This window comes from Belnapia mucosa (assembly GCF_016775475.1).
Lineage (GTDB): Bacteria > Pseudomonadota > Alphaproteobacteria > Acetobacterales > Acetobacteraceae > Belnapia > Belnapia mucosa.
Genome location: NZ_JAEUXJ010000002.1, coordinates 93790 through 111626 on the forward strand (window position 1 = coordinate 93790; position 17837 = coordinate 111626).

14 protein-coding genes, 1 tRNA gene and 1 pseudogene are annotated in these 17837 nt (G+C 70.1%); 6 read left to right on the forward strand and 10 right to left on the reverse strand.

The features are described 5' to 3' along the window. Window positions 1-23: 23 nt before the first annotated feature. From JMJ55_RS05100 to JMJ55_RS05115, 4 genes are all read right to left on the reverse strand, one after another. Window positions 24-404: a response regulator gene (locus JMJ55_RS05100; RefSeq protein ID WP_202824438.1), complete on the reverse strand. Its 381-nt coding sequence runs from the start codon at window positions 402-404 to the stop codon at window positions 24-26. Beyond that, window positions 401-1942: a sensor histidine kinase gene (locus JMJ55_RS05105; RefSeq protein WP_202824439.1), complete on the reverse strand. Its 1542-nt coding sequence runs from the start codon at window positions 1940-1942 to the stop codon at window positions 401-403. Before JMJ55_RS05105 ends, JMJ55_RS05100 begins: the two co-directional genes overlap by 4 nt. Before the next feature lie 177 nt (window positions 1943-2119). Next, the gene (locus JMJ55_RS05110) at window positions 2120-3745 is read right to left on the reverse strand and encodes an ABC transporter permease (RefSeq protein ID WP_236033435.1); all 1626 of its coding nucleotides are present in this window, start codon (window positions 3743-3745) and stop codon (window positions 2120-2122) included. A gap of 13 nt (window positions 3746-3758) precedes the next feature. Next, window positions 3759-4397 carry a flavin reductase family protein gene (locus tag JMJ55_RS05115; RefSeq protein ID WP_202824441.1) on the reverse strand — a complete coding sequence of 213 codons (639 nt, stop codon included), beginning with the start codon at window positions 4395-4397 and terminating at the stop codon, window positions 3759-3761. A gap of 123 nt (window positions 4398-4520) precedes the next feature. Here JMJ55_RS05115 and JMJ55_RS05120 point away from each other — a divergent pair, with 123 nt between their 5' ends. From JMJ55_RS05120 to JMJ55_RS05135, 4 genes are all read left to right on the forward strand, one after another. Then, window positions 4521-6842: a methyl-accepting chemotaxis protein gene (locus tag JMJ55_RS05120; RefSeq protein WP_202824442.1), complete on the forward strand. Its 2322-nt coding sequence runs from the start codon at window positions 4521-4523 to the stop codon at window positions 6840-6842. Window positions 6843-6894: 52 nt separating this feature from the next. Continuing rightward, entirely contained in the window at window positions 6895-7764 is an 870-nt protein-coding gene (locus tag JMJ55_RS05125; RefSeq protein WP_202824443.1) for an MBL fold metallo-hydrolase, read from the forward strand. A 206-nt stretch (window positions 7765-7970) separates the two neighbouring features. Beyond that, window positions 7971-8387, forward strand: coding sequence for a Zn-ribbon domain-containing OB-fold protein (locus JMJ55_RS05130; RefSeq protein ID WP_202824444.1), 417 nt, complete (start codon window positions 7971-7973; stop codon window positions 8385-8387). Further along, window positions 8387-9535, forward strand: a complete 1149-nt coding sequence (locus JMJ55_RS05135; protein WP_202824445.1) for a thiolase C-terminal domain-containing protein — start codon at window positions 8387-8389, stop codon at window positions 9533-9535. Before JMJ55_RS05130 ends, JMJ55_RS05135 begins: the two co-directional genes overlap by 1 nt. Window positions 9536-9574: 39 nt before the next feature. On the opposite strand, the gene JMJ55_RS05140 is transcribed toward JMJ55_RS05135, so the two are convergent. The 3 genes from JMJ55_RS05140 to JMJ55_RS05150 form a co-directional block, all read right to left on the reverse strand. Continuing rightward, a complete protein-coding gene (locus tag JMJ55_RS05140) occupies window positions 9575-10798 on the reverse strand; it encodes a carbohydrate-binding domain-containing protein (protein ID WP_202824446.1) in 1224 nt (407 codons plus the stop codon). Window positions 10799-11238: 440 nt separating this feature from the next. After that, a complete protein-coding gene (locus JMJ55_RS05145; protein WP_202824447.1) occupies window positions 11239-11406 on the reverse strand; it encodes a hypothetical protein in 168 nt (55 codons plus the stop codon). A gap of 223 nt (window positions 11407-11629) precedes the next feature. Further along, window positions 11630-11704, reverse strand: a tRNA-Val gene (locus JMJ55_RS05150). Between the two features lie 101 nt (window positions 11705-11805). Between JMJ55_RS05150 and JMJ55_RS05155 the strand changes: the two genes are divergently transcribed. Beyond that, on the forward strand, window positions 11806-12690 hold the full coding sequence (locus tag JMJ55_RS05155; protein ID WP_202824448.1) for an N-formylglutamate amidohydrolase: 885 nt from the start codon (window positions 11806-11808) through the stop codon (window positions 12688-12690). Between the two features lie 180 nt (window positions 12691-12870). On the opposite strand, the gene JMJ55_RS05160 is transcribed toward JMJ55_RS05155, so the two are convergent. Both JMJ55_RS05160 and JMJ55_RS05165 read right to left on the reverse strand, forming a co-directional pair. Further along, on the reverse strand, window positions 12871-14001 hold the full coding sequence (locus tag JMJ55_RS05160; protein WP_202824449.1) for a CaiB/BaiF CoA transferase family protein: 1131 nt from the start codon (window positions 13999-14001) through the stop codon (window positions 12871-12873). A 2-nt stretch (window positions 14002-14003) separates the two neighbouring features. Next, a complete protein-coding gene (locus JMJ55_RS05165; RefSeq protein ID WP_236033436.1) occupies window positions 14004-15173 on the reverse strand; it encodes an acyl-CoA dehydrogenase family protein in 1170 nt (389 codons plus the stop codon). Between the two features lie 134 nt (window positions 15174-15307). On the opposite strand from JMJ55_RS05165, the pseudogene JMJ55_RS05170 reads away from it, so the two are divergent. After that, window positions 15308-16171 (forward strand): annotated as a pseudogene (locus tag JMJ55_RS05170) (LysR family transcriptional regulator); the annotation flags it as partial. 55 nt (window positions 16172-16226) lie between these two features. Here the strand turns inward: JMJ55_RS05170 and JMJ55_RS30830 are convergent. Continuing rightward, complete coding sequence (locus JMJ55_RS30830) at window positions 16227-17837, reverse strand: thiamine pyrophosphate-binding protein (protein WP_236033437.1); 1611 nt, start codon at window positions 17835-17837, stop codon at window positions 16227-16229.

Consider the following 17837-nt stretch of genomic DNA (forward strand, 5'->3'; position numbering starts at 1 on the left):
CCGTTGAAACGATTTGAACCGTTTCAGATCAGCCCGGCGACCATCCGCAGCGTATCGACCAGCCGGTCCAGCTCGATCGGCTTGGTGAGCAGTTCGAAAGGCCCGCTGCCGTCATGCAGGGAGGCGGAGTCCGCGCCGGGCGGGTAGCCGGTCATCACCACCACCGGCAGGTCCGGCCGGCGGGCACGCAGCCGGGCGATCAGCTCCCGCCCGTCCAGCCGCGGCATCCGCAGATCCGTCAGCAATATGTCGAAGCCGGCCCCGGCGGTGACGAGTGCCAGCGCCGCCTCCCCGTCATGGGCGGGCAGCACCTGGAAGCCGGCATCGGTCAGCCCCTCTTCCAGCACCTCGGCGGCGAGGACCTCGTCCTCGGCCATCAGCACCCGAAGGGGACTGGCGATCATGCTGGCTGTTCTCCCACGAGGGGTAGGGCCACCTGGAAGACCGCGCCGGCGCCGCGGTTGAGCCAGGCGAGCCGCCCGCCCATGCTGCGGAGGATGCCGGCGGCGATGGGCAGGCCGAGCCCGGTGCCCTCGCCTGGATCCTTGGTGGTCACGAAAGGCTCCAGGATGCGGGAGCCGAGGGTTTCCGGCACGCCGCCGCCGGTATCCTGCACTGAGAGCGTGATCTGCCCCGGCTGCGGCCCGGCGCGGAGCGTGACATGGATCTGCGCCGGCGCCTCCGGCTCCTGCCGCCGCCGGCGCAGCACCGCGTCGCGGGCATTCTCCAGCAGGTGCAGCAGCGCCTGTTCGAGCTGCGCGCTGCGGCCGAGCACGGGGGCGGGGCCGGCCGAGTCCAGCGTCACCTCGATCCGGTCGAGCGCCCAGGAGCGCCGGGCCACATCCACCGCCGCGGCGGCGGCCTCGGCGGCATCGAAGCGCTCCGCCGCGGCGGGCGTATCGCGGGAGAGTTCCCGCATGCGCTCCAGCAACGCGCCGAGCCGGCGGGTCTGGCCAAGGATCACCTCGATCGCCCGGCGCGGGCCCCGGGCGCCGGCCTCGACCGAGGCGCGGGCGCGGTCGGCCCAGAGGCCGATGATGTTCACCGGCTGGCTCATCTCATGCGCGACGCCGGCGCACATGGCGCCGATGGTGGCGCGGCGCGCCGCTTCCACCAGATCGGTCTGCAACCGGCGGAGCTCGGTCATGTCCCGCAGGCTGCCGAGCAGTCGGCGCGGCTCGCCGGGCAGGGAGGGCAGCGGGGCCAGCACGGCATGCAGGTGGCGGGTGCCATCGGGTCCGGTCAGGGCACTTTCCCATTCGCGCACCCGGCCGGTCGCCAATCCCGTGGTGAAGGCGGCGGCCAGCTCGGCGGCGGCGCTGCCCTCCGGCAGGCGCTCCGGCCCATGGCCCTCGATCGCCTCGCGGCTGGTGCCGAAGATTTGGCAGAAGCTTGGGTTCACCGTCTCGAAGACGAAGCCGTTCGCCTCCGCCCGCAGGACGAAAAGGGCATCGGAGAGATGCTCGAAGAAACCGGCCAGCCGCGCCTCGCTCTGCCGCGCCCGGGTCTCGGCCTCGCGCCGCTCCGCCACCTCGCGCGAGAGGGCGGCATTGGCGAGGGCGAGGTCACGGGAGGAGGGCAGCGCCAGCACCCGCGGCAGCAGCGGCCAGAGTGCGACGGCGGTGGCGACCGAGACCAGGGCCGTGACGGCTTTCACCGCGCCTTGCAGCCCGTAATCCGGATACCAGAGCGTCCAGATCGCCATGAAATGCGTGGCGCCGCAGGCCAGGATGAACAGCGCGAACAGCTCGAGCGTCCAGGGCAGGATCAGGTCACGCCGGCGCAGCGCCACGATGAACAGGACGACCGGGATCGACCAATAGGCCAGGCCGGTCAGCGCATCGGAGACGAGATGCAGCCAGAGCAGCTCCGGCCGCCAGAGAAGGCAAGTTCCATGCGGTGCCAGGGCCGCGGTGTCGAGAAGGGCGGTTAGAAAGGACATGAGGAGAACCACCGATCAATACGGAACACCGAATGCCTGCACGGGTTGCGGGTATCATGAAAAGCTATACAACCCGGACGTGTAGACAAGCGCAACACCAAGTCACGTCACCGCTACACAGCCCAACTGCAGCGATCACAATGCACTATTTCAGGAAACCGTGTAGATAAAGGGCCGTCAACCATCGCGGCCTGTCTGACGCATCGCCCGCGTCAGCAGCAGCACCGGCAGCAACCCCGCCAGCACGATCAGCAGCGCTGTGGTGCTGGCCTCCGCCAGCCGCTCATCCGAGGCAAGGCTGTGCACGCGCACCGCCAGCGTGTCGAAATCGAAGGGCCGGATCAGCAGCGTCGCCGGCAATTCCTTCATCGTGTCGACGAAGACCAGCAGGAAGGCGCCGAGCAGGCTGCTGCGCGCCAGCGGCCATTCGACGCGCGCGATAGCGGCACCGGGCCCGGCGCCGAGCGAGCGCGCCGCTTCGCGCAGGCTCGGGCGGATGCGCGCCAGCCCTGCCTCGACCGAGGCCAGCGCGACGGCGAGGAAGCGCACGAGATAGGCGAAGACCAGCGCGGCAATGCCACCCGAGAGCAGCAGCCCGGTGCCGATGCCGAAGCGCGCCCGCATCCAGGCATCGAGCGCATTGTCGAACAGCCCGAGCGGCACCAGCGTGCCGACCGCGATGACCGAACCAGGCACCGCATAGCCAAGCCCGGCGATGCGCCGTGCGGCCCGCAGCGTGGGGCGCGGATGCAGCCGCGCCGCCCAGGCCAGCAGCGCCGCCAGCGCGACGGCCAGCAGCCCGGCGATCCCTGCCAGCACCAGGCTGTTCCGCGCATAGGGCAGGAAGCGCGTCGGTGAGAGCGGGTCGCCCACTTCGACCATCAGATGCAGCAGCACGCCGGCCGGCACCAGGAAGCCAAGCGTGACCGGCAGGGCGCAGGCCAGCAACGCCGCCGCCGCCTTCCAGCCCGGCAGCGCCACCGGCCGCAGCGGCGGCTGCCGCGTGGTGGTCGGGTGGAAGCGCCGGCCGCCGCGGGCCAGCGCTTCCAGCGCCAGCAGCAGGGCGACCAGCCCCATCAGGCAGGCGGCGAGGCGGCTGGCGGCGCCGCGATCGCCCATGCCGAACCAGGCTTCGTAGAGGCCGGTGGTGAAGGTGCGCAGCGCGAAATGCTGCACCGTGCCGAAATCCGCCAGTGTCTCCATCAGCACCAGGGCGAGGCCGCCGACCAGCGCCGGCCGCGCCATCGGCAGGGCGAGGCGGAGGAAGCTCCGCGGCAGGGTCAGGCCAAGGTTGCGCGAGGCTTCCAGCAGCGCCGGTCCCTGCTGCTCGAAGGCGGTGCGGCAGAGCAGGTGGACGTAAGGATACAGCACCATGCCGAGCATCATCGCCGCACCCGGCAGGCTGCGGATCTCGGGGAACCAGTATTGCCCCCAGCGCAGGCCGGTCGCGGCGCGCAGCGCGGATTGCACCGGCCCCGCCACATCCAGCAGCCAGGCATAGGCATAGGCGCAGACATAGGCCGGCATCGCCATCGGCAGCAGCAACGCGACGTCCAGCACGCGCCGGCCGGGAAAGCGGCAGGCGGTGACCAGCCAGGCGGTCAGCGCCCCGGCCGAGCCGGCAATCGCCCCGACCAGCAGGGCGAGCAGGCCGGTATTGGCCAGCATCTCCGGCAGGGTGGTCGCGGCGATATGGCGGAAGGCATCGCCCGCGGCCGGTGCCGCGGCGGCGGCGAGCACCGCCGCCAGCGGCGCCGCGATCAGCGCCGCCAGCGGCAGGGCCAGCAGGGTCCAGACCGGCAAGTGAGGACGTGGCCTATTCGGCGGCCTTGCGGGCTTCCCATTCCGCCACGGTGAGGCGCGGCACCTCGATGCGGTCGGTGGTGCGGGCGTACCAGCCGCGGCCATGCATGCGGCCGACCAGGTTCAGCTTCGGCGTATCGACATAGCATTTCGCCTGATCGAGCACGCAGTCATCCTGGATATGCACCGCGACCACGCGGCCGAGGACGATGGTGTGCTCGCCGGCCGGGACCAGCTGGAAGGTCACGCATTCCAGCGCCACCGGGCTTTCCGCGATGCGCGGCGGCTTCACCTTGGCCGAGGGCAGGCGGGTGAGGCCGGCCTCGGCGATCTCATCGACGCCATGCTCGAAATCCACCGCGGTGGCGTTCATCTGGTGGATCGCCTGTTCCGGCACCAAGCAGACGACGAACTCGCCGGTTTCCTTGATATTGGCGCAGGTATCCTTCAGCGCGCCCGGCGCCCGGGCGCCGCAGCCGATGCCGACCACCACCGGGTCGGAGGAGAAGGCATTGAAGAAGGAGTAGGGCGCGGCATTGGTCACGCCCTGCGCATCCTGGGTGACGACCCAGGCGATCGGCCGGGGCACGACCGAGGAGACAACCAGCTTGTAGCGGTCCTGCGGCGGCAGCGTCTCGAAATCGAACAGCATCGGTCGGTCCTCGGCTTGGCTTTGGGCAGCGGCGGAACGTGGCGCCTGGGGCCGGGGCTGTCGAGTGGGACATTTGCCGGATCTTAAGCCATGCCGCGCAACCTCCCCGGAAAGGAGACGCATATGCGCATGTTCCGGGACCTTTCGGTCGGCCGCAAATTCGCCGCCGGCGCCTGCCTCGCCCTGCTCCTCCTCGCGGCGCTGCTGGCGCTGGTCCGGCACGAACTGCGTTTCGCCGGGGACCAGCAGGCGGCCGAGCGCGCCGCCGTGGCCGCGGCCGGGGCGGCCAAGGACGCCGCTCTCCATGTCGCCAGGGCCGCCGGCGCGCTGCGCGGCCTGCAACTCTCCCAGGCCCTGCAGGCCGTCGAGCAGGACGCCGCCACCGCCATGCAGGAGATCGGCGAGGCCCGCACCGCGCTGGCCGCCGCGCGGGGCGGCCTGACCGTGGCCTCCGGCGCCGGGGTGGCGCTGGATGCGGCGCTGGCCGCGCTCGAGGATTATGGCGCCGTCGTCGGCGAGCACGCGATCCTCCGCTCCCGGCTGATCGCCGAGCGGGACGGGCCCTTGCAGCGCGCCAGCCAGGATTACGACCACGCCTTCGAATCCGTCTCCGCCATGATGGATATCGACGTGCCGCAGGAGGCGCGGGAGGAGGGGCGGCAGCGCCTCGGCACCTTCCATGCCGCCGTGAATGAGGTGCGGCTCGGCACGCAGCGCTTCCTGGCGACGGGGGAGGAGGCGCAGTCGCGCCGGGTGCAGCGGGCCGCGGCGCAGCTGCGCGTGCATGCCCGCTCCCTCGGCACCGTCCCGGCCAATGGCACCGGCACGGCCGAGCTGCGGCGGCTCCTTGCCCAGGGCAATGCGGTGGTCTCCTCCGCGCAGGAGGTGATCCGGTTGGTCGAGGAGGCGGCCACGCTCCGCACCGAGCGGGGCACCCCGATCCGGGCCCGGCTCGAGGCCGATACCGTGGCCGCCGGGGAGAGGCTGGCCGGCGAGGCGGCGAACCTCGCCGCGGCCAGCGCCGCCGCGGGGCAGCGGCTGGAGCGCAACGTGTTCGGCATCGGCCTGGCGGTCGCGGTGCTGCTGGCCCTGCTGGGCTGGGTGAACACCCGGATGATCGGCGCGCCGTTGCGCCGCCTGGCCGGCGCGGTCCGGGTGATCGCCGCCGGGGATGCGGGCCAGCCGGTGCCGGACCGCGACCGCCGCGACGAGATCGGCAGCATCGCCATCGCGCTCGAGGAGCTGCGCGGCACGGTGCAGCGGGCCTTCGCCCAGCAGCAGATGCTGGAGCAACTGCCGATCGCGGTGATGACTGCCGATCCGGGGGATGATTTCCGCATGAACTACCTCAATCCGGCCAGCCTGGAGCTGTTCCGCCGGAGCGAGCACCTGCTGCCCTGCAAGGTCGAGGCGCTGCTGGGCCAGAGCATCGATATCCTGCACAAGAACCCCGGCCATCAGCGCATCCTGCTCTCCGACCCCAGCCGCCTGCCGCATCGGGCCCGCATCCGGCTCGGCGAGGAGGTCCTAGACCTGACGGTCAGCGCCATCCGCGACGCGACGGGGCGCTATGCCAGCGCCATGCTGGTCTGGTCGCTCGCCACCACCCAGGCCCGGCTGGCCGACCGGTTCGAGGCGGAGATCGGCGGCGTGGTCCAGGCGGTGGCCGCCGCCGCCACCCAGGTGCAGGGCGCCGCGAAGGCGCTCACCGCCGCCTCCGAGACCAGCGGGCGGGAGGCGGAGGCGGTGGCCGAGGCCGGCAACCAGGCCGGCGCCGATGTGCAATCGGTCGCCGCCAGCGCCGAGGAACTGGCCGCCAGCGTCGCCGAGATCGCCCGGCAGGTCGCCGATGGCGCCGCGGTGGCGCGCGAGGCGGCGGCCGAGGCGGAGGCGACGGATGCGACGGTCCAGGGCCTCGCCCAGGCGGCGCAGCGGATCGGCGATGTGGTGCGGCTGATCGGCAATATCGCCGGCCAGACCAACCTGCTGGCGCTGAACGCGACCATCGAGGCGGCGCGCGCCGGCGAGGCGGGCAAAGGCTTCGCCGTGGTCGCCGGGGAGGTGAAGCAGCTCGCCGGCCAGACTGCCCGCGCCACCGAGGAGATCGCCAGCCAGATCAACGGCATCCAGGCGGCGACTGGGGCGGCGGTGACGGCGCTGCGCTCCATCGGCGGCACGATCGAGCGGATCAATGCCGTTACCACGGCCATTGCCGGCGCGGTCGAGCAACAGGGCAGCGCGACGCGGGAGATCGCCCGCAGCGCCAGCCGGGTGGCCGATGGCACCGCGGCAGTCGCGCTGCGCATCCAGGATGTGCAGCGGGCGGCGCGGGAAACGGGCGAGGCCTCCTCCGGCCTGCTCGGCGCGGCGGAGGGTCTGACCGGGCATGCCGGAGCGCTCCGCGACCGGGCCGGGGAGTTCCTGGAGAATATCCGCCGGGCGTAGCGCCGGCGGCGGGGCTGGCCTAGCCTTCCCGCAAACAAGGGGAGCTACGGCCATGCCACCGCAGGAGCAGGTCCCGGCGGTCTATCACCGCCGCGTCGGCGACATCATCGTCACGGCCATCGGCGACGGCCATCTGGATGGGTCGATGGCCGTCATCCAGAACATCCCTCCAGAGGAGGCGGCGCAGATGCTGCGCGACGCCTTCCGCCCGGTTCCGCGCCGCACCGCGGTCAATACCTTCCTGATCCATTCCGGCGGCCGCACCGCCCTGGTCGATACCGGCTGCGGCACCGGCCTGGCCGCCAGCGCCGGCAAGCTGTTCCAGAACTTGAAGGCGGCAGGGGTGGCGCCGGAGGCGATCGATACCGTCCTGTTGACGCATATGCACCCCGACCATTCCAACGGGCTGGCGGAAGGCGGTCGCGCCCTGTTCCCGGAAGCCGAGCTGGTCCTGCATGAGGCGGAGCTGCGCTTCTGGCATGACGACTCCGCCATGGCCCGGGCCGATGAAAGCAGCCGGCAGCGCAATTTCCAGGCGGCGCGGGACCAGGCGGCGCCCTATCGCGACCGCACCCGCACCTTCCAGGGCGGCGAGGTCTTCCCCGGCGTCACCGCCATGCCCTTCCCGGGCCATACCCCGGGCCATACCGGCTACCTCGTCGCCTCAGGGGCCGAGACCCTGCTGATCTGGGGCGACATCATCCACCTGCCGGAAATTCAGATCCCCCGGCCGGAGGTGACCATGGCCTTCGATATCGACCCGGTGCAGGCCGAGGCGACCCGCCGCCGGGTCTTCGAGCTGGTGGCGAGCGAGGGGCTGGCCGTGGCCGGGATGCATATGCATTTCCCGGGCCTCCTCCACCTGACCCGCCGCGGCACCGGCTATGCGCTGCTCCCGGAGGCCTGGGCGACCGCGCTCTAAGGCCCGTAGACAAGGCCGGCGGTTGAGGGCCGGCGAGGGATTTTTTGGCCTGGGAAGGAGGACGGCGCCGCCGATGCTGGTTGCATCGGCAAGCCGGCCGACGCGCCCAGGGCGGAAAAGACCCGGCGGGCCGACCCGAGCGGCCTTATCTAACGGGCCTTAGCGTGGCAGGGTGCGCCGCCACCATCGCAAGGGAGGAATGGCGCATGCTCGCACCGGGCCGGCCGAAGCCGAAACCAACGCCGGAGACCAAGCATTTCTGGGACGGCTGCAAGGACGGGAAGCTGCTGCTGCAGCGCTGCGGCGATACGGGGAAGGCCTATTTCCCGCCGCGTCCCTTCAGCCCCTATACCGGCACCCGCAATGTAGAGGTCTTCGAGGCCTCCGGCCGCGCCAAGCTGCACAGCTACGTCATCCATCATCGCCCCGTCCCGGGCTTCACCCCGCCCTATGCGATCGCGGTGGTCGAGCTGGAGGAAGGCCCGCGGATGATGACCAATATCATCGATTGCGAGCAGACGCCCGAGGCGCTCCAGCTCGACATGCCGATGCAGGTCGCCTTCACCCCGCTGGATGAGGAGATCACGCTGCCCCTGTTCCGTCCGGCCAAGGAGTCGACGTGATGATCCGTCCCGGAGAGATCGCCGTCGTCGGCGCCGCGGAATCGACCAAGATCGGCGCCGTGCCCGGCATGTCGCAGATCATGCTGCATGCGGATGCCGCCCTGAACGCGATGGAGGAGACCGGGCTGAAGCCCGCCGATATCGACGGCGTCGCCTGCGTCGGCCCGATGATGCCGCAGCAGATCGCCCACTACCTCGGCATCACGCCGAAATGGGTGGACGGCACCGGCGTCGGCGGCTGTTCCTTCATGCTGCATGTGCGGCATGCGGCGGCGGCCATCCATGCCGGATATGCCAAGACGATCCTCATCACTCATGGGGAAAGCGGCAAGTCCCGCATCAATGCGACGCCGCGGCCGCCGGAGCCGGAGAGCCTGAACGGACAGTTCGAGGTGCCCTACGGCCCCTTCGGCCCGCCAACTCTGTTCCCGATTCCCGTGCTGCGCTACATGAAGGAACGCGGCGTCAGCCACGAGGACCTCGCCATGGTCGCCGTGGTGCAGCGGGAATGGGCGGCGAAGAATCCGCGCGCCATGTTCCGCGACCCGATCACGGTCGATGACGTCCTGAACAGCCGAATGATCGCCTATCCCTTCCGCATCCTGCAGTGCTGCCTGGTGACGGATGGCGGCGGCGCGCTGATCCTGACCAGCGCCGACCGGGCGAAGGACTTCCCGACCAAGCCGGTCTACATCCTCGGCACCGGCGAATCGGTCGAGACCAACATGGTCTCGCAGATGAAGGACTTCACCTCCTCCTCCGCCTTCCGCGTGGCGGGGCCGACCGCGATCGAGGCGGCGGGGATCGACCGTTCGGCGGTGGATCACATGATGATCTACGACGCCTTCGCGCATCTTCCGCTCTACGGGCTGGAAGATCTCGGCTTCTGCAAGCCGGGCGAGGCGGCGGGCTTCATCCGCGAGGGCAATACGCGCCCGGGCGGCAAGCTGCCGCTGAACACCAATGGCGGCGGCCTGTCCTACACCCATACGGGCATGTACGGCATGTTCGCCCTGCAGGAGAGCATCCGGCAGATGCGCGGCACGGCGCCGGCGCAGGTGCCGAATGCGAAGATCTCGGTCTGCCATGGCGTGGGCGGCATGTTCAGCGCCTCCGGCACCGTGGTCTTCTCGAACCAGAAGCCCTGACGGGCGGGAAGGGCGGGGTGACCCGCCCTTCCAACTTCCTTACCCGATGACGCTGTAGCTGGCGTCGTAGAAGGTCACGCTGTTGTCGCCATGCTGATAGGCGGCAGCCCAGCCCGCCTGCATGCCGACGCCCGGCACCTCGTTCTCGCCGCCATGGGCGAAGTCCTTCGGCACATTCTCGGTCGTCGTCCACTTCTCCTCGCCATCGACATAGAGGGTGATGCGACCATCCTCCCAGTCCATGCCGTAGGTGTGGGTCCGGGTCACGTCGACACCGTCCAGCCAATGCGACGCCTGGCCATTGCCGCCATTGTCGTCCCAATGCAGCGTCGAATAGGCGCCGCCGCCTGCATACACCTCGACCAGGTCGAGCTCCGGCCCCGGCCATTTGTCCGAGGCCGGCCAGAGGCAGGCGAAGACGCCCGGCGCCGTGCCGGTGCTGGCCGAGAGGGTGAACTCATACAGCCCGTAGCCGAAACCCTGATCGGCGCCGGTGGGCGCGACCATCACGCCCGAGGCGACCTGGTAGTTCTCGCTCGCATAGGCGGTCAGCGTCACCTGGCCGGGCGTGCCGGTATCCACATGACCATAGGCCCGGTCGAACATGCCGAGGCCATGGTCGAAGCTCTCATGCCAGACCTGGTGGAAGCCGGAGGGCGAGCCGGCGGCCGGCGCGGCCTCGACCGGCGTCGTCACCGGCACAGGCGCAGAACCGGTCGAGGCGTCATTCGCGGGGGCGTCCGGGGCCTGCACCGCGGCCTGGCCGATGGCGAAGTCATGCGAGCCCTGCGAGTTCAGGTCGGCCGCCTGCTGCGTGTTCGTGCCGTTGTAGCTGACGGAATCGACATGCAGGTTGCGGTCGGCATCCCAGCTGCCGCCCCAGGCATCGTTCAGGAAGGTCACGGTCACCCGGTGCTGGGCATTGCCCCAGTCGCCATGCAGGGTGACGGTGTCGCTGCCCTGGCCATGCAGCGAATGCGCGGTCAGCACATCGCCGATCTGCTGGCCGTCGATGGCGATGGTGTATTGCGCATCGCCGTCATAGGCATCCTGGCTGATCTTCAGCACCAGCCTATCCGCACCGGAGCCAAGCTGCGTGTCGCCGCCAGAAGCGCCAGTCACCGTGTCGCCGGTGGCGGCGGCAGGCACGGGGGCCTCCGCGGCGCCATTCCAGTCCCAGGTGCCGGTCTGCTCGAAATTGGCGATAACCGTGGCAGCGATGGCGTTCCAGTCGGTCGCCTGGGATGCTGTGGTCTCAGCCATGCCTGATCTCCAAGCCCGCAATCACGGAGGCGTGATCGCTTCGGGCGTGGTCACGGTTTCTTGTATTCAATCTACGATGGCAAACGCTGTTACATTACGAAATATACAGAGAGCCAAATCGAATGGTATTCGTAACGGCAGCTGAACCGCAGCCAGCCGGGCGCAAATGGGGTGCAGACTGGCATATCAGCGGTTGTGGGTGGGGCGTCGTGAGGGGCGCCAAAACGCGGGCAAGGCGGCGATTCCGGCCACCATTCTTTCCCGCCATGGCGCGATTCAACCGACAGGCGACAGGCCGCATGCGGCCCCAGTGGGGCCTTGGCAGGGCGGTGCGAGCCCGTCATCGGACAGGCTGGCGGCGCGCCATAGGCGCGAGCGCATCGAGGCAAACATGCGGCACGGACCCGAGAGGACCCGTGCCGCGTTCGGGCTGACCAGCCCTACCGAACCATTACGGTGGAGGGCGGCGTCTGCTGCGGCACCACGATCGTCGTCGGCTGCTGCGGGGCGCGCTCGCGCTCGACATAGGTGCGGGTGCAGGCGCTGAGCGCCAGGGCGGCAAGAACCGGAACCGCCAGCAAGGCGGCCATCCGAGGCAGGCGAGACATGCGCATGGGTGTTCCTCCGGAAGTTGGCTGCCTCTGCGGAACGAGGCCGTTCCCTAAACTTCCGTTCCGGGTGTCGGTGCTGTGAGGATCGGTTGAAGACCGCGTGAGACGGCTAACCCCCGCGGCCTTGAGCCAGCGCGAATGCCTGTCGCAGGCTGCCCTGGACTGGGCCAGGGGCGCCGTGAATCCGGCGCCGCTAAATATCTGAATTCAGGGGATGGCGTGGTGGGCGCAACAGGGATTGAACCTGTGACCCCTACCGTGTCAAGGTAGTGCTCTACCGCTGAGCTATGCGCCCACGCCGTGCGGAGCGGCTATCTAGCCCGACCGCTCGCCGGGGGCAAGCCATCACCCGCCACGGGATGACAGTTTGCGGCGGCTATGGCTTGATCGAGGATAATGGACCTTCCCCTCGACCCGGTTGCCGTGCCGCCTCTCGCTGATGCGCCGGCACCCTACTGCCTGTTCCGCCCCGCCGCGCATGCTGCGCCCCTGATCTTCGCCTCGCCGCATTCCGGCCGCGCCTATCCACCGGATTTCGTCGCCGCCGCCCGGCTGGATCCGGTGGCGCTGCGGAAGTCCGAAGATGGATTCGTGGATGAGCTCTTCGCCGCAGCACCGGAGCGCGGCGCGCCCCTGCTGGCCGCCACCTTTCCCCGCGTCTTCTGCGACGTGAACCGGGAGCCCTGGGAGCTCGACCCGGGCATGTTCGATGGGCCGCTGCCGTCCTGGGTGAATACCGCCTCGCCCCGGGTCGGGGCCGGGCTCGGCACCATCGCCCGGGTGGTGGCGACAGGGGAGGCGGTCTATCGCCGCAAGCTCCAGTTCGCCGAAGCGGAGGACCGGATCCGCCGCTTCTGGCAGCCCTATCATGCGGCGCTGGCGGCGCTGATCGCGGAGACTCGGGCCGAATTCGGCACCTGCCTTCTGATCGACTGCCATTCCATGCCGACTCATCCGGCCCAGGCGGCGAATCCGCCGGATTTCGTCTTGGGCGATGCGCATGGTACCGCCTGCGCCCCGCGCGCGACCCGGCTGGTGGAGGAGGCGCTGGCCGGCATGGGCTACCGGGTGCGTCGGAACGACCCCTATGCCGGTGGCTATGTCACCCGCCATTACGGCAGGCCTCGGGAGGGCGTGCATGCCCTGCAGATCGAGATCGCCCGGCCGCTCTATATGGATGAGACGCGGATCGAGCGGCTGCCGCGGATGGTGACCCTCCAGGCTGATATCACCCGGCTGATCGCCCAGCTCCTCGCGGCCGATTGGCGTTTCCTGGGCTGACGCCCTGACCCCCGGACAAAAAAAGGGCGGTGGCTTGCGCCACCGCCGAGTTTAGGGAGGAAACGTCCAAGAAAGACAGACAACCCGGCAACGCCGTGTTGCTGCGATGCACAATCTAGGTCCGGCGCGGACGGATTGCAAGCGCGATTTTGCAGCGCAGCATCGCAATGAGCGCATGGGTCATCTGGCGGCGAATTCCGCCCGGATAGTCTCATCATGCTGGCCGAGCCGGGGCACCGGCCCCAGCTCCCGCGCCCCATCCGAAAGGCGCGCCGGCGGCGCGCCGACGGCGATCGGCCCGGCCTCCGTCTCGACCGTCACCCGGCGATAGGCGGGGTGGGTCCGCAGCCCTTCGCAGTCATTCACGAAGCCGAAGGCGATATTGGCCCGTTGCAGCTTCGCGGCGCAGGCGGCGCGGTCGAGCGTGGCGAAGACGCGGGCGATATGGGCATCGACCATCGGCCGGTGCGCCACGCGTTCATTGTTGCTGCGGAAGCCCTCGCGCCCGGGCAGGTCCGGCTCCTCGAGGAAATGGGTGCAGAAATTGGCCCATTCCCGCTCATTCTGGATCGAGATCAACACCGGCACGCCGCCCGCCGTCTCGAAGGCGCCATAAGGGCAGATGGAGGGATGGGCGAGGCCGATGCGCGGCGGGTTCTTCCCCGTGCCCTCATATTGCAGCAGCGGCACCGTCATCCAGTCGGCCATGCCGTCGAAGAGGGAGACGGCGATGCCCTTGCCGCGGCCGGTGATGCCGCGCTCGATCAGCGCCTCCAGCACCGCCGCATGGGCATGCATCCCGCAGGCGATGTCGCAGGCGGAGACGCCGACCCGCCCCGGCCCTTCGGCCCGGCCGGTGATGCTGGCCAGGCCCGATTCGGCCTGCACCAGCAGATCATAGGCCTTCATCTTCGCGTATTCGCCCTCCTCGCCATAGCCGGAGATATCAACGGTGATGAGGCGCGGATGGCGGGCGCGCAGCTCGGCCGAGCCGAAGCCGGCGCGGGCCATGGCGCCCGGGGCGAGGTTCTGGATGAAGACATCAGCCCGGGCGATCAGCCGCTCCAGCAGCGCCTTGTCCTCCGGCGCCTTGATATCGAGACGGAGGCTCTCCTTCCCCCGGTTCAGCCAGACGAAATAGGTCGAAAGGCCCTTGGCCGCCGCGTCATAGGCGCGGGCGAAATCGCCCTCGGGCCGTTCGATCTTGATGACCCGCGCCCCGGCATCGGCGAGGCGCGAGGCGCAGTAGGGCGCGGCGACGGCCTGCTCCATTGAGACGACGAGCAGGCCCTTCAGCGGCTGACTGCCCATCGTCAGTAGCTCCGCGGCATGCCGAGGACGTGCTCGCCGATATAGCTCAGCACCAGGTTGGTGCTGATCGGCGCCACCTGATAGAGCCGCGCCTCGCGGTATTTCCGCTCGACATCGTATTCCTCAGCGAAGCCGAAGCCGCCATGGGTCTGGATACAGGCCTCGCCGGCCGCCCAGGCGGCCTCGGCGGCGAGCATCTTGCCCATATTCGCTTCCTCGCCGCAGTTCTCGCCGCGCTCAAACTTGGCGAGGCCAAGCTTCAGCAGTGCCTCGGCGGCGCGCATCTGCGCATAGGCCTTGGCGATCGGGAACTGCACGCCCTGGTTCTGCCCGATCGGCCGGCCGAACAGCACGCGTTCCTTGCTGTAGTCCACCGCCTTCTTGATGAACCACTTGGTGTCGCCGATGCTCTCGGAGGAGATCAGCAGCCGCTCGGCATTCATCCCGTCCAGGATGTAGCGGAAGCCGCGGCCTTCCTGCCCGACCAGGTTCTCGGCCGGCACCACCATGTTGTCGAAGAAGACCTCGGTGGTGTTGTGGTTCATCATGGTGCGGATGGGGCGGATGGTCAGGCCATTCCCCAGCGCCGCCTTCATATCCACGATGAAGGTCGAGAGGCCATCGGTCTTCTTCGCCACTTCGCCGCGCGGCGTGGTGCGGGCCAGCAGCAGCATCAGGTCGGAATGCTCCGCCCGGCTGGTCCAGATCTTCTGGCCGTTGACGATATATTTGTCGCCCTCACGCTTGGCGAAGGTGCGGAGTGCGGTGGTGTCGGTGCCGCTGGTCGGCTCGGTCACGCCGAAGGCCTGCAGTCGCAACTCGCCGCTGGCGATCTTCGGCAGGTAGCGCTGCTTCTGCTCCGGGCTGCCATGCCGGAGGATGGTGCCCATGATGTACATCTGGGCATGACAGGCGCCGGCATTGCCGCCGGAGCGATGGATCTCCTCGAGGATCGCCGCGGCGGCCGAGAGGGGCAGGCCCGCCCCGCCATATTCCTCGGGGATCAGTGCGCCGAGATAGCCGGCCTCGGTCAGGGCCTGGACGAATTCGGTGGGATAGGCGCGGTCCCGGTCCACCTGCCGCCAGTATTCACCGGGGAAGCGGGCGCAGAGCTTGCCCACCTCCTCCCGGATCTCGGCATGCGGATCGGCGGCGAGCATCGGCTGGTCCATGACATATCCTCCGGAAGAGCGGATTAGGGCTGGGGGGAGCCACTGGCAAGGATAGGGAAGGTGGCCCTGGCCCTGCCTTCGCGGAATTCGAAAACGCCGATACCGGATATAACGGTCTGCTATATCTGCCGCCCATGGACCTGAAGCAGCTCCGCACCTTCCGCGAGGTCGCCGATTCCGGCTCGCTCAGCCGCGCCGCGGACCGGCTGCATCTCGCCCAGCCCGCGCTCTCCCGCCAGATCCGCCTGCTGGAGGAGGAGATCGGCCTGCCGCTCTTTGCCCGGCACGGGCGGGGAATGCAGCTGACCGAGGCCGGGACCGCCCTGCTGGAACGGATCGATGGCCCGGTCCGCCAGCTGGAGCGGGCGGTGGCGGAGGTGCGCGGCCTCGCCGGCGCGGTGACCGGGCAGGTGGCCTTCGGGATGATGCCGACCATCGCTTCGGTCCTCGCCGGGCCGCTGGCGCGGCGGGTGGCCCTCGACCATCCCGGCCTCTCGCTCCGCATCGTCGAGGGCTATACCGGCCATCTGGTCGAATGGGTCCAGCGCGGGGTGACGGATGCGACCCTGCTCTATGGCCCGGCGCCGGCACTGCACCTCCGGGTCACGCCGCTGCTGATCGAGGAGATGGTCCTGGTCGGCGCCGCCGGCAGCGGGATCGGGCCGGGGCCGGTGCCCTTCGCCAGCCTCGCCGGCCGGCGGCTGGTGCTGCCCAGCCGCCAGCATGGCCTCCGCCGCATCGTCGAGGCCGCGGCCGGACGGGCCCGCATCGCCCTCGATGTCGCCTTCGAAGCCGACAGCTTCGGGGTGCTGAAGGAGCTGGTCGAGAGCGGCATCGGCCAGGCGGTGCTGCCGCGGTCCGCCATCCGGGCGGAGGAGGCGGCCGGCCGCCTGCTGGTCGCGCCGCTGGTCCGCCCGGTGCCGCGCCGCCAGGTGGTGCTGGCCCTGCCGCCGGACCGCGCCCCGAACCGCGCCGTGGCGCTGGTGCTCGACCTGCTGGCGCAGGAGGTCGCGGCGCGCGAGGCGGCCGGCGACTGGCACCGGATGGAGGGCGCTACTTCGGCAGCACCGCCTCCAGCGAGGTCCGCACCACCACCGCCGAGATCCCCGGCGCCCGCAGCGCCGCCTCCAGCGCCGGCAGGTCGGCCTGACTCTCCACCACCGTCACCGGCACCCGGAAGGCGGCGCACCAGGCGGCGAAATCCGGATTGATCAGGCTGGTGCCGGAGACGCGGCCGGGATGCGCCCTCTCCTGATGGATGCGGATGCTGGCATAGCTGCCATTGTCGGAGAGGATCAGCGTCATCGGCGCCCCGCGCGCCACGGCGACGGCGAATTCGCCACCCGTCATCAGCGCCCCGCCATCGCCGACGAGGCCGATGACCCGCCGATCCGGATGGCGGAGCGCGGCGGCGACGGCCGCCGGCACGCCGAAGCCCATGGCGCCGGAGACAGGGGCCAGCAGCCGCTGCGGCGGGCGCCAGCCGACCTTGCGGTAGAAAGGCGCGCCGAAGGTGCCGGCATCCAGCGTGACGATGGCATCCGCCGGCGCTACCCGCTCGATCAGCTTCGCCACCTCGGCAAAGGCGACGCCATCCTCCCAGACGCGGGGCGTGACCTGGCAATCCGAGAGATGGAGGTCGTGCAGCCGCGCGGTCCAGGCGGCGCGGCCGGCCGGGGCGCCGGCAGACTCGGTCCCCAGCGCCGCGATTGTGGCGCGGGCATCGGCGGCGATGGCGAGCTCCGCCGGAAAGAGCCAGCCGAGAAAGCGCGGATCGGCGCAGACATGCACCAGCCGCTGCCCCGGCACCGGCCAGGTCCAGCCCTGGGTGGTGATGTCGGTCAGCCGCGTGCCGAGGGCCAGCACCAGATCGGCCTCGGCGAAGGCCGCCCGCTGCGCATCCGGATTCCGAAGGCCGAGATCGCCGGCATAGAGCGGATGCCGGTTGGGGAAGAGGTCCTGCCGCCGGAAGGAGACGGCGACCGGCACCTGCCAGGCCTCGGCGAAGGCCAGCAGCGCCTCCCGCCCGCCCTCGGCTTCAAAGCCATGGCCGGCGAGCAGGATCGGGCGTTCCGCCCCGCGCAGCAGCACGGCGAGGCGTGCGGCATCGGCGGGGGAGGGGGGCAGGGGGCTCGGCAGGGTCGCGGGCAGCGCCGGGGCGGCGCAATCCATCGCCAGCACATCCTCGGGCAGGGAGAGCACCACCGGTCCCGGCACCCCGCCGCACGCCTGCGCATGGGCGCGGGCGATCAGCTCCGGCACCTGCTCGGGGTCGGTCGCCTCGCCCACCCATTTGGCGACGCCGCGGAACATGTTGGCGTAGTCGATTTCCTGGAAGGCGTTGCGTCGCAGGTCACGCCTCTCCACCTGCCCGACCAGCAGGATCAGCGGTACCGCATCCTGCTCGGCGGTATGCACGGCGATGGAGGCATTGCAGGCGCCGGGTCCGCGCGAGACCAGCACCACGCCCGGCCGCCCGGTCAGCTTGGCATCGGCCACTGCCATGAAGCCCGCCCCGCCCTCGCTCCGGCAGGTGACGAGGTCGATGGCGGAGCCATGCAGCGCATCGAGCAGGGCGATATAGCTCTCGCCCGGCACGCAGAAGGCGCGGTCGATGCCCTGTGCGGCGAGGAATTCCACGATCCGTTCGGCGGCAGTCGTCAT

Bases quoted from the DNA above. Each gene is read 5' to 3' on its own strand.
- JMJ55_RS05100 (WP_202824438.1), bottom strand. From the start codon at position 404: ATGATCGCCAGTCCCCTTCGGGTGCTGATGGCCGAGGACGAGGTCCTC.
- JMJ55_RS05105 (WP_202824439.1), bottom strand. From the start codon at position 1,942: ATGTCCTTTCTAACCGCCCTTCTCGACACCGCGGCCCTGGCACCGCAT.
- JMJ55_RS05115 (WP_202824441.1), bottom strand. From the start codon at position 4,397: ATGCTGTTCGATTTCGAGACGCTGCCGCCGCAGGACCGCTACAAGCTG.
- JMJ55_RS05120 (WP_202824442.1), top strand. From the start codon at position 4,521: ATGCGCATGTTCCGGGACCTTTCGGTCGGCCGCAAATTCGCCGCCGGC.
- JMJ55_RS05125 (WP_202824443.1), top strand. From the start codon at position 6,895: ATGCCACCGCAGGAGCAGGTCCCGGCGGTCTATCACCGCCGCGTCGGC.
- JMJ55_RS05130 (WP_202824444.1), top strand. From the start codon at position 7,971: ATGCTCGCACCGGGCCGGCCGAAGCCGAAACCAACGCCGGAGACCAAG.
- JMJ55_RS05135 (WP_202824445.1), top strand. From the start codon at position 8,387: ATGATCCGTCCCGGAGAGATCGCCGTCGTCGGCGCCGCGGAATCGACC.
- JMJ55_RS05140 (WP_202824446.1), bottom strand. From the start codon at position 10,798: ATGGCTGAGACCACAGCATCCCAGGCGACCGACTGGAACGCCATCGCT.
- JMJ55_RS05145 (WP_202824447.1), bottom strand. From the start codon at position 11,406: ATGTCTCGCCTGCCTCGGATGGCCGCCTTGCTGGCGGTTCCGGTTCTT.
- JMJ55_RS05155 (WP_202824448.1), top strand. From the start codon at position 11,806: ATGGACCTTCCCCTCGACCCGGTTGCCGTGCCGCCTCTCGCTGATGCG.
- JMJ55_RS05160 (WP_202824449.1), bottom strand. From the start codon at position 14,001: ATGGGCAGTCAGCCGCTGAAGGGCCTGCTCGTCGTCTCAATGGAGCAG.
- JMJ55_RS05165 (WP_236033436.1), bottom strand. From the start codon at position 15,173: ATGGACCAGCCGATGCTCGCCGCCGATCCGCATGCCGAGATCCGGGAG.
- JMJ55_RS30830 (WP_236033437.1), bottom strand. From the start codon at position 17,837: ATGACGACTGCCGCCGAACGGATCGTGGAATTCCTCGCCGCACAGGGC.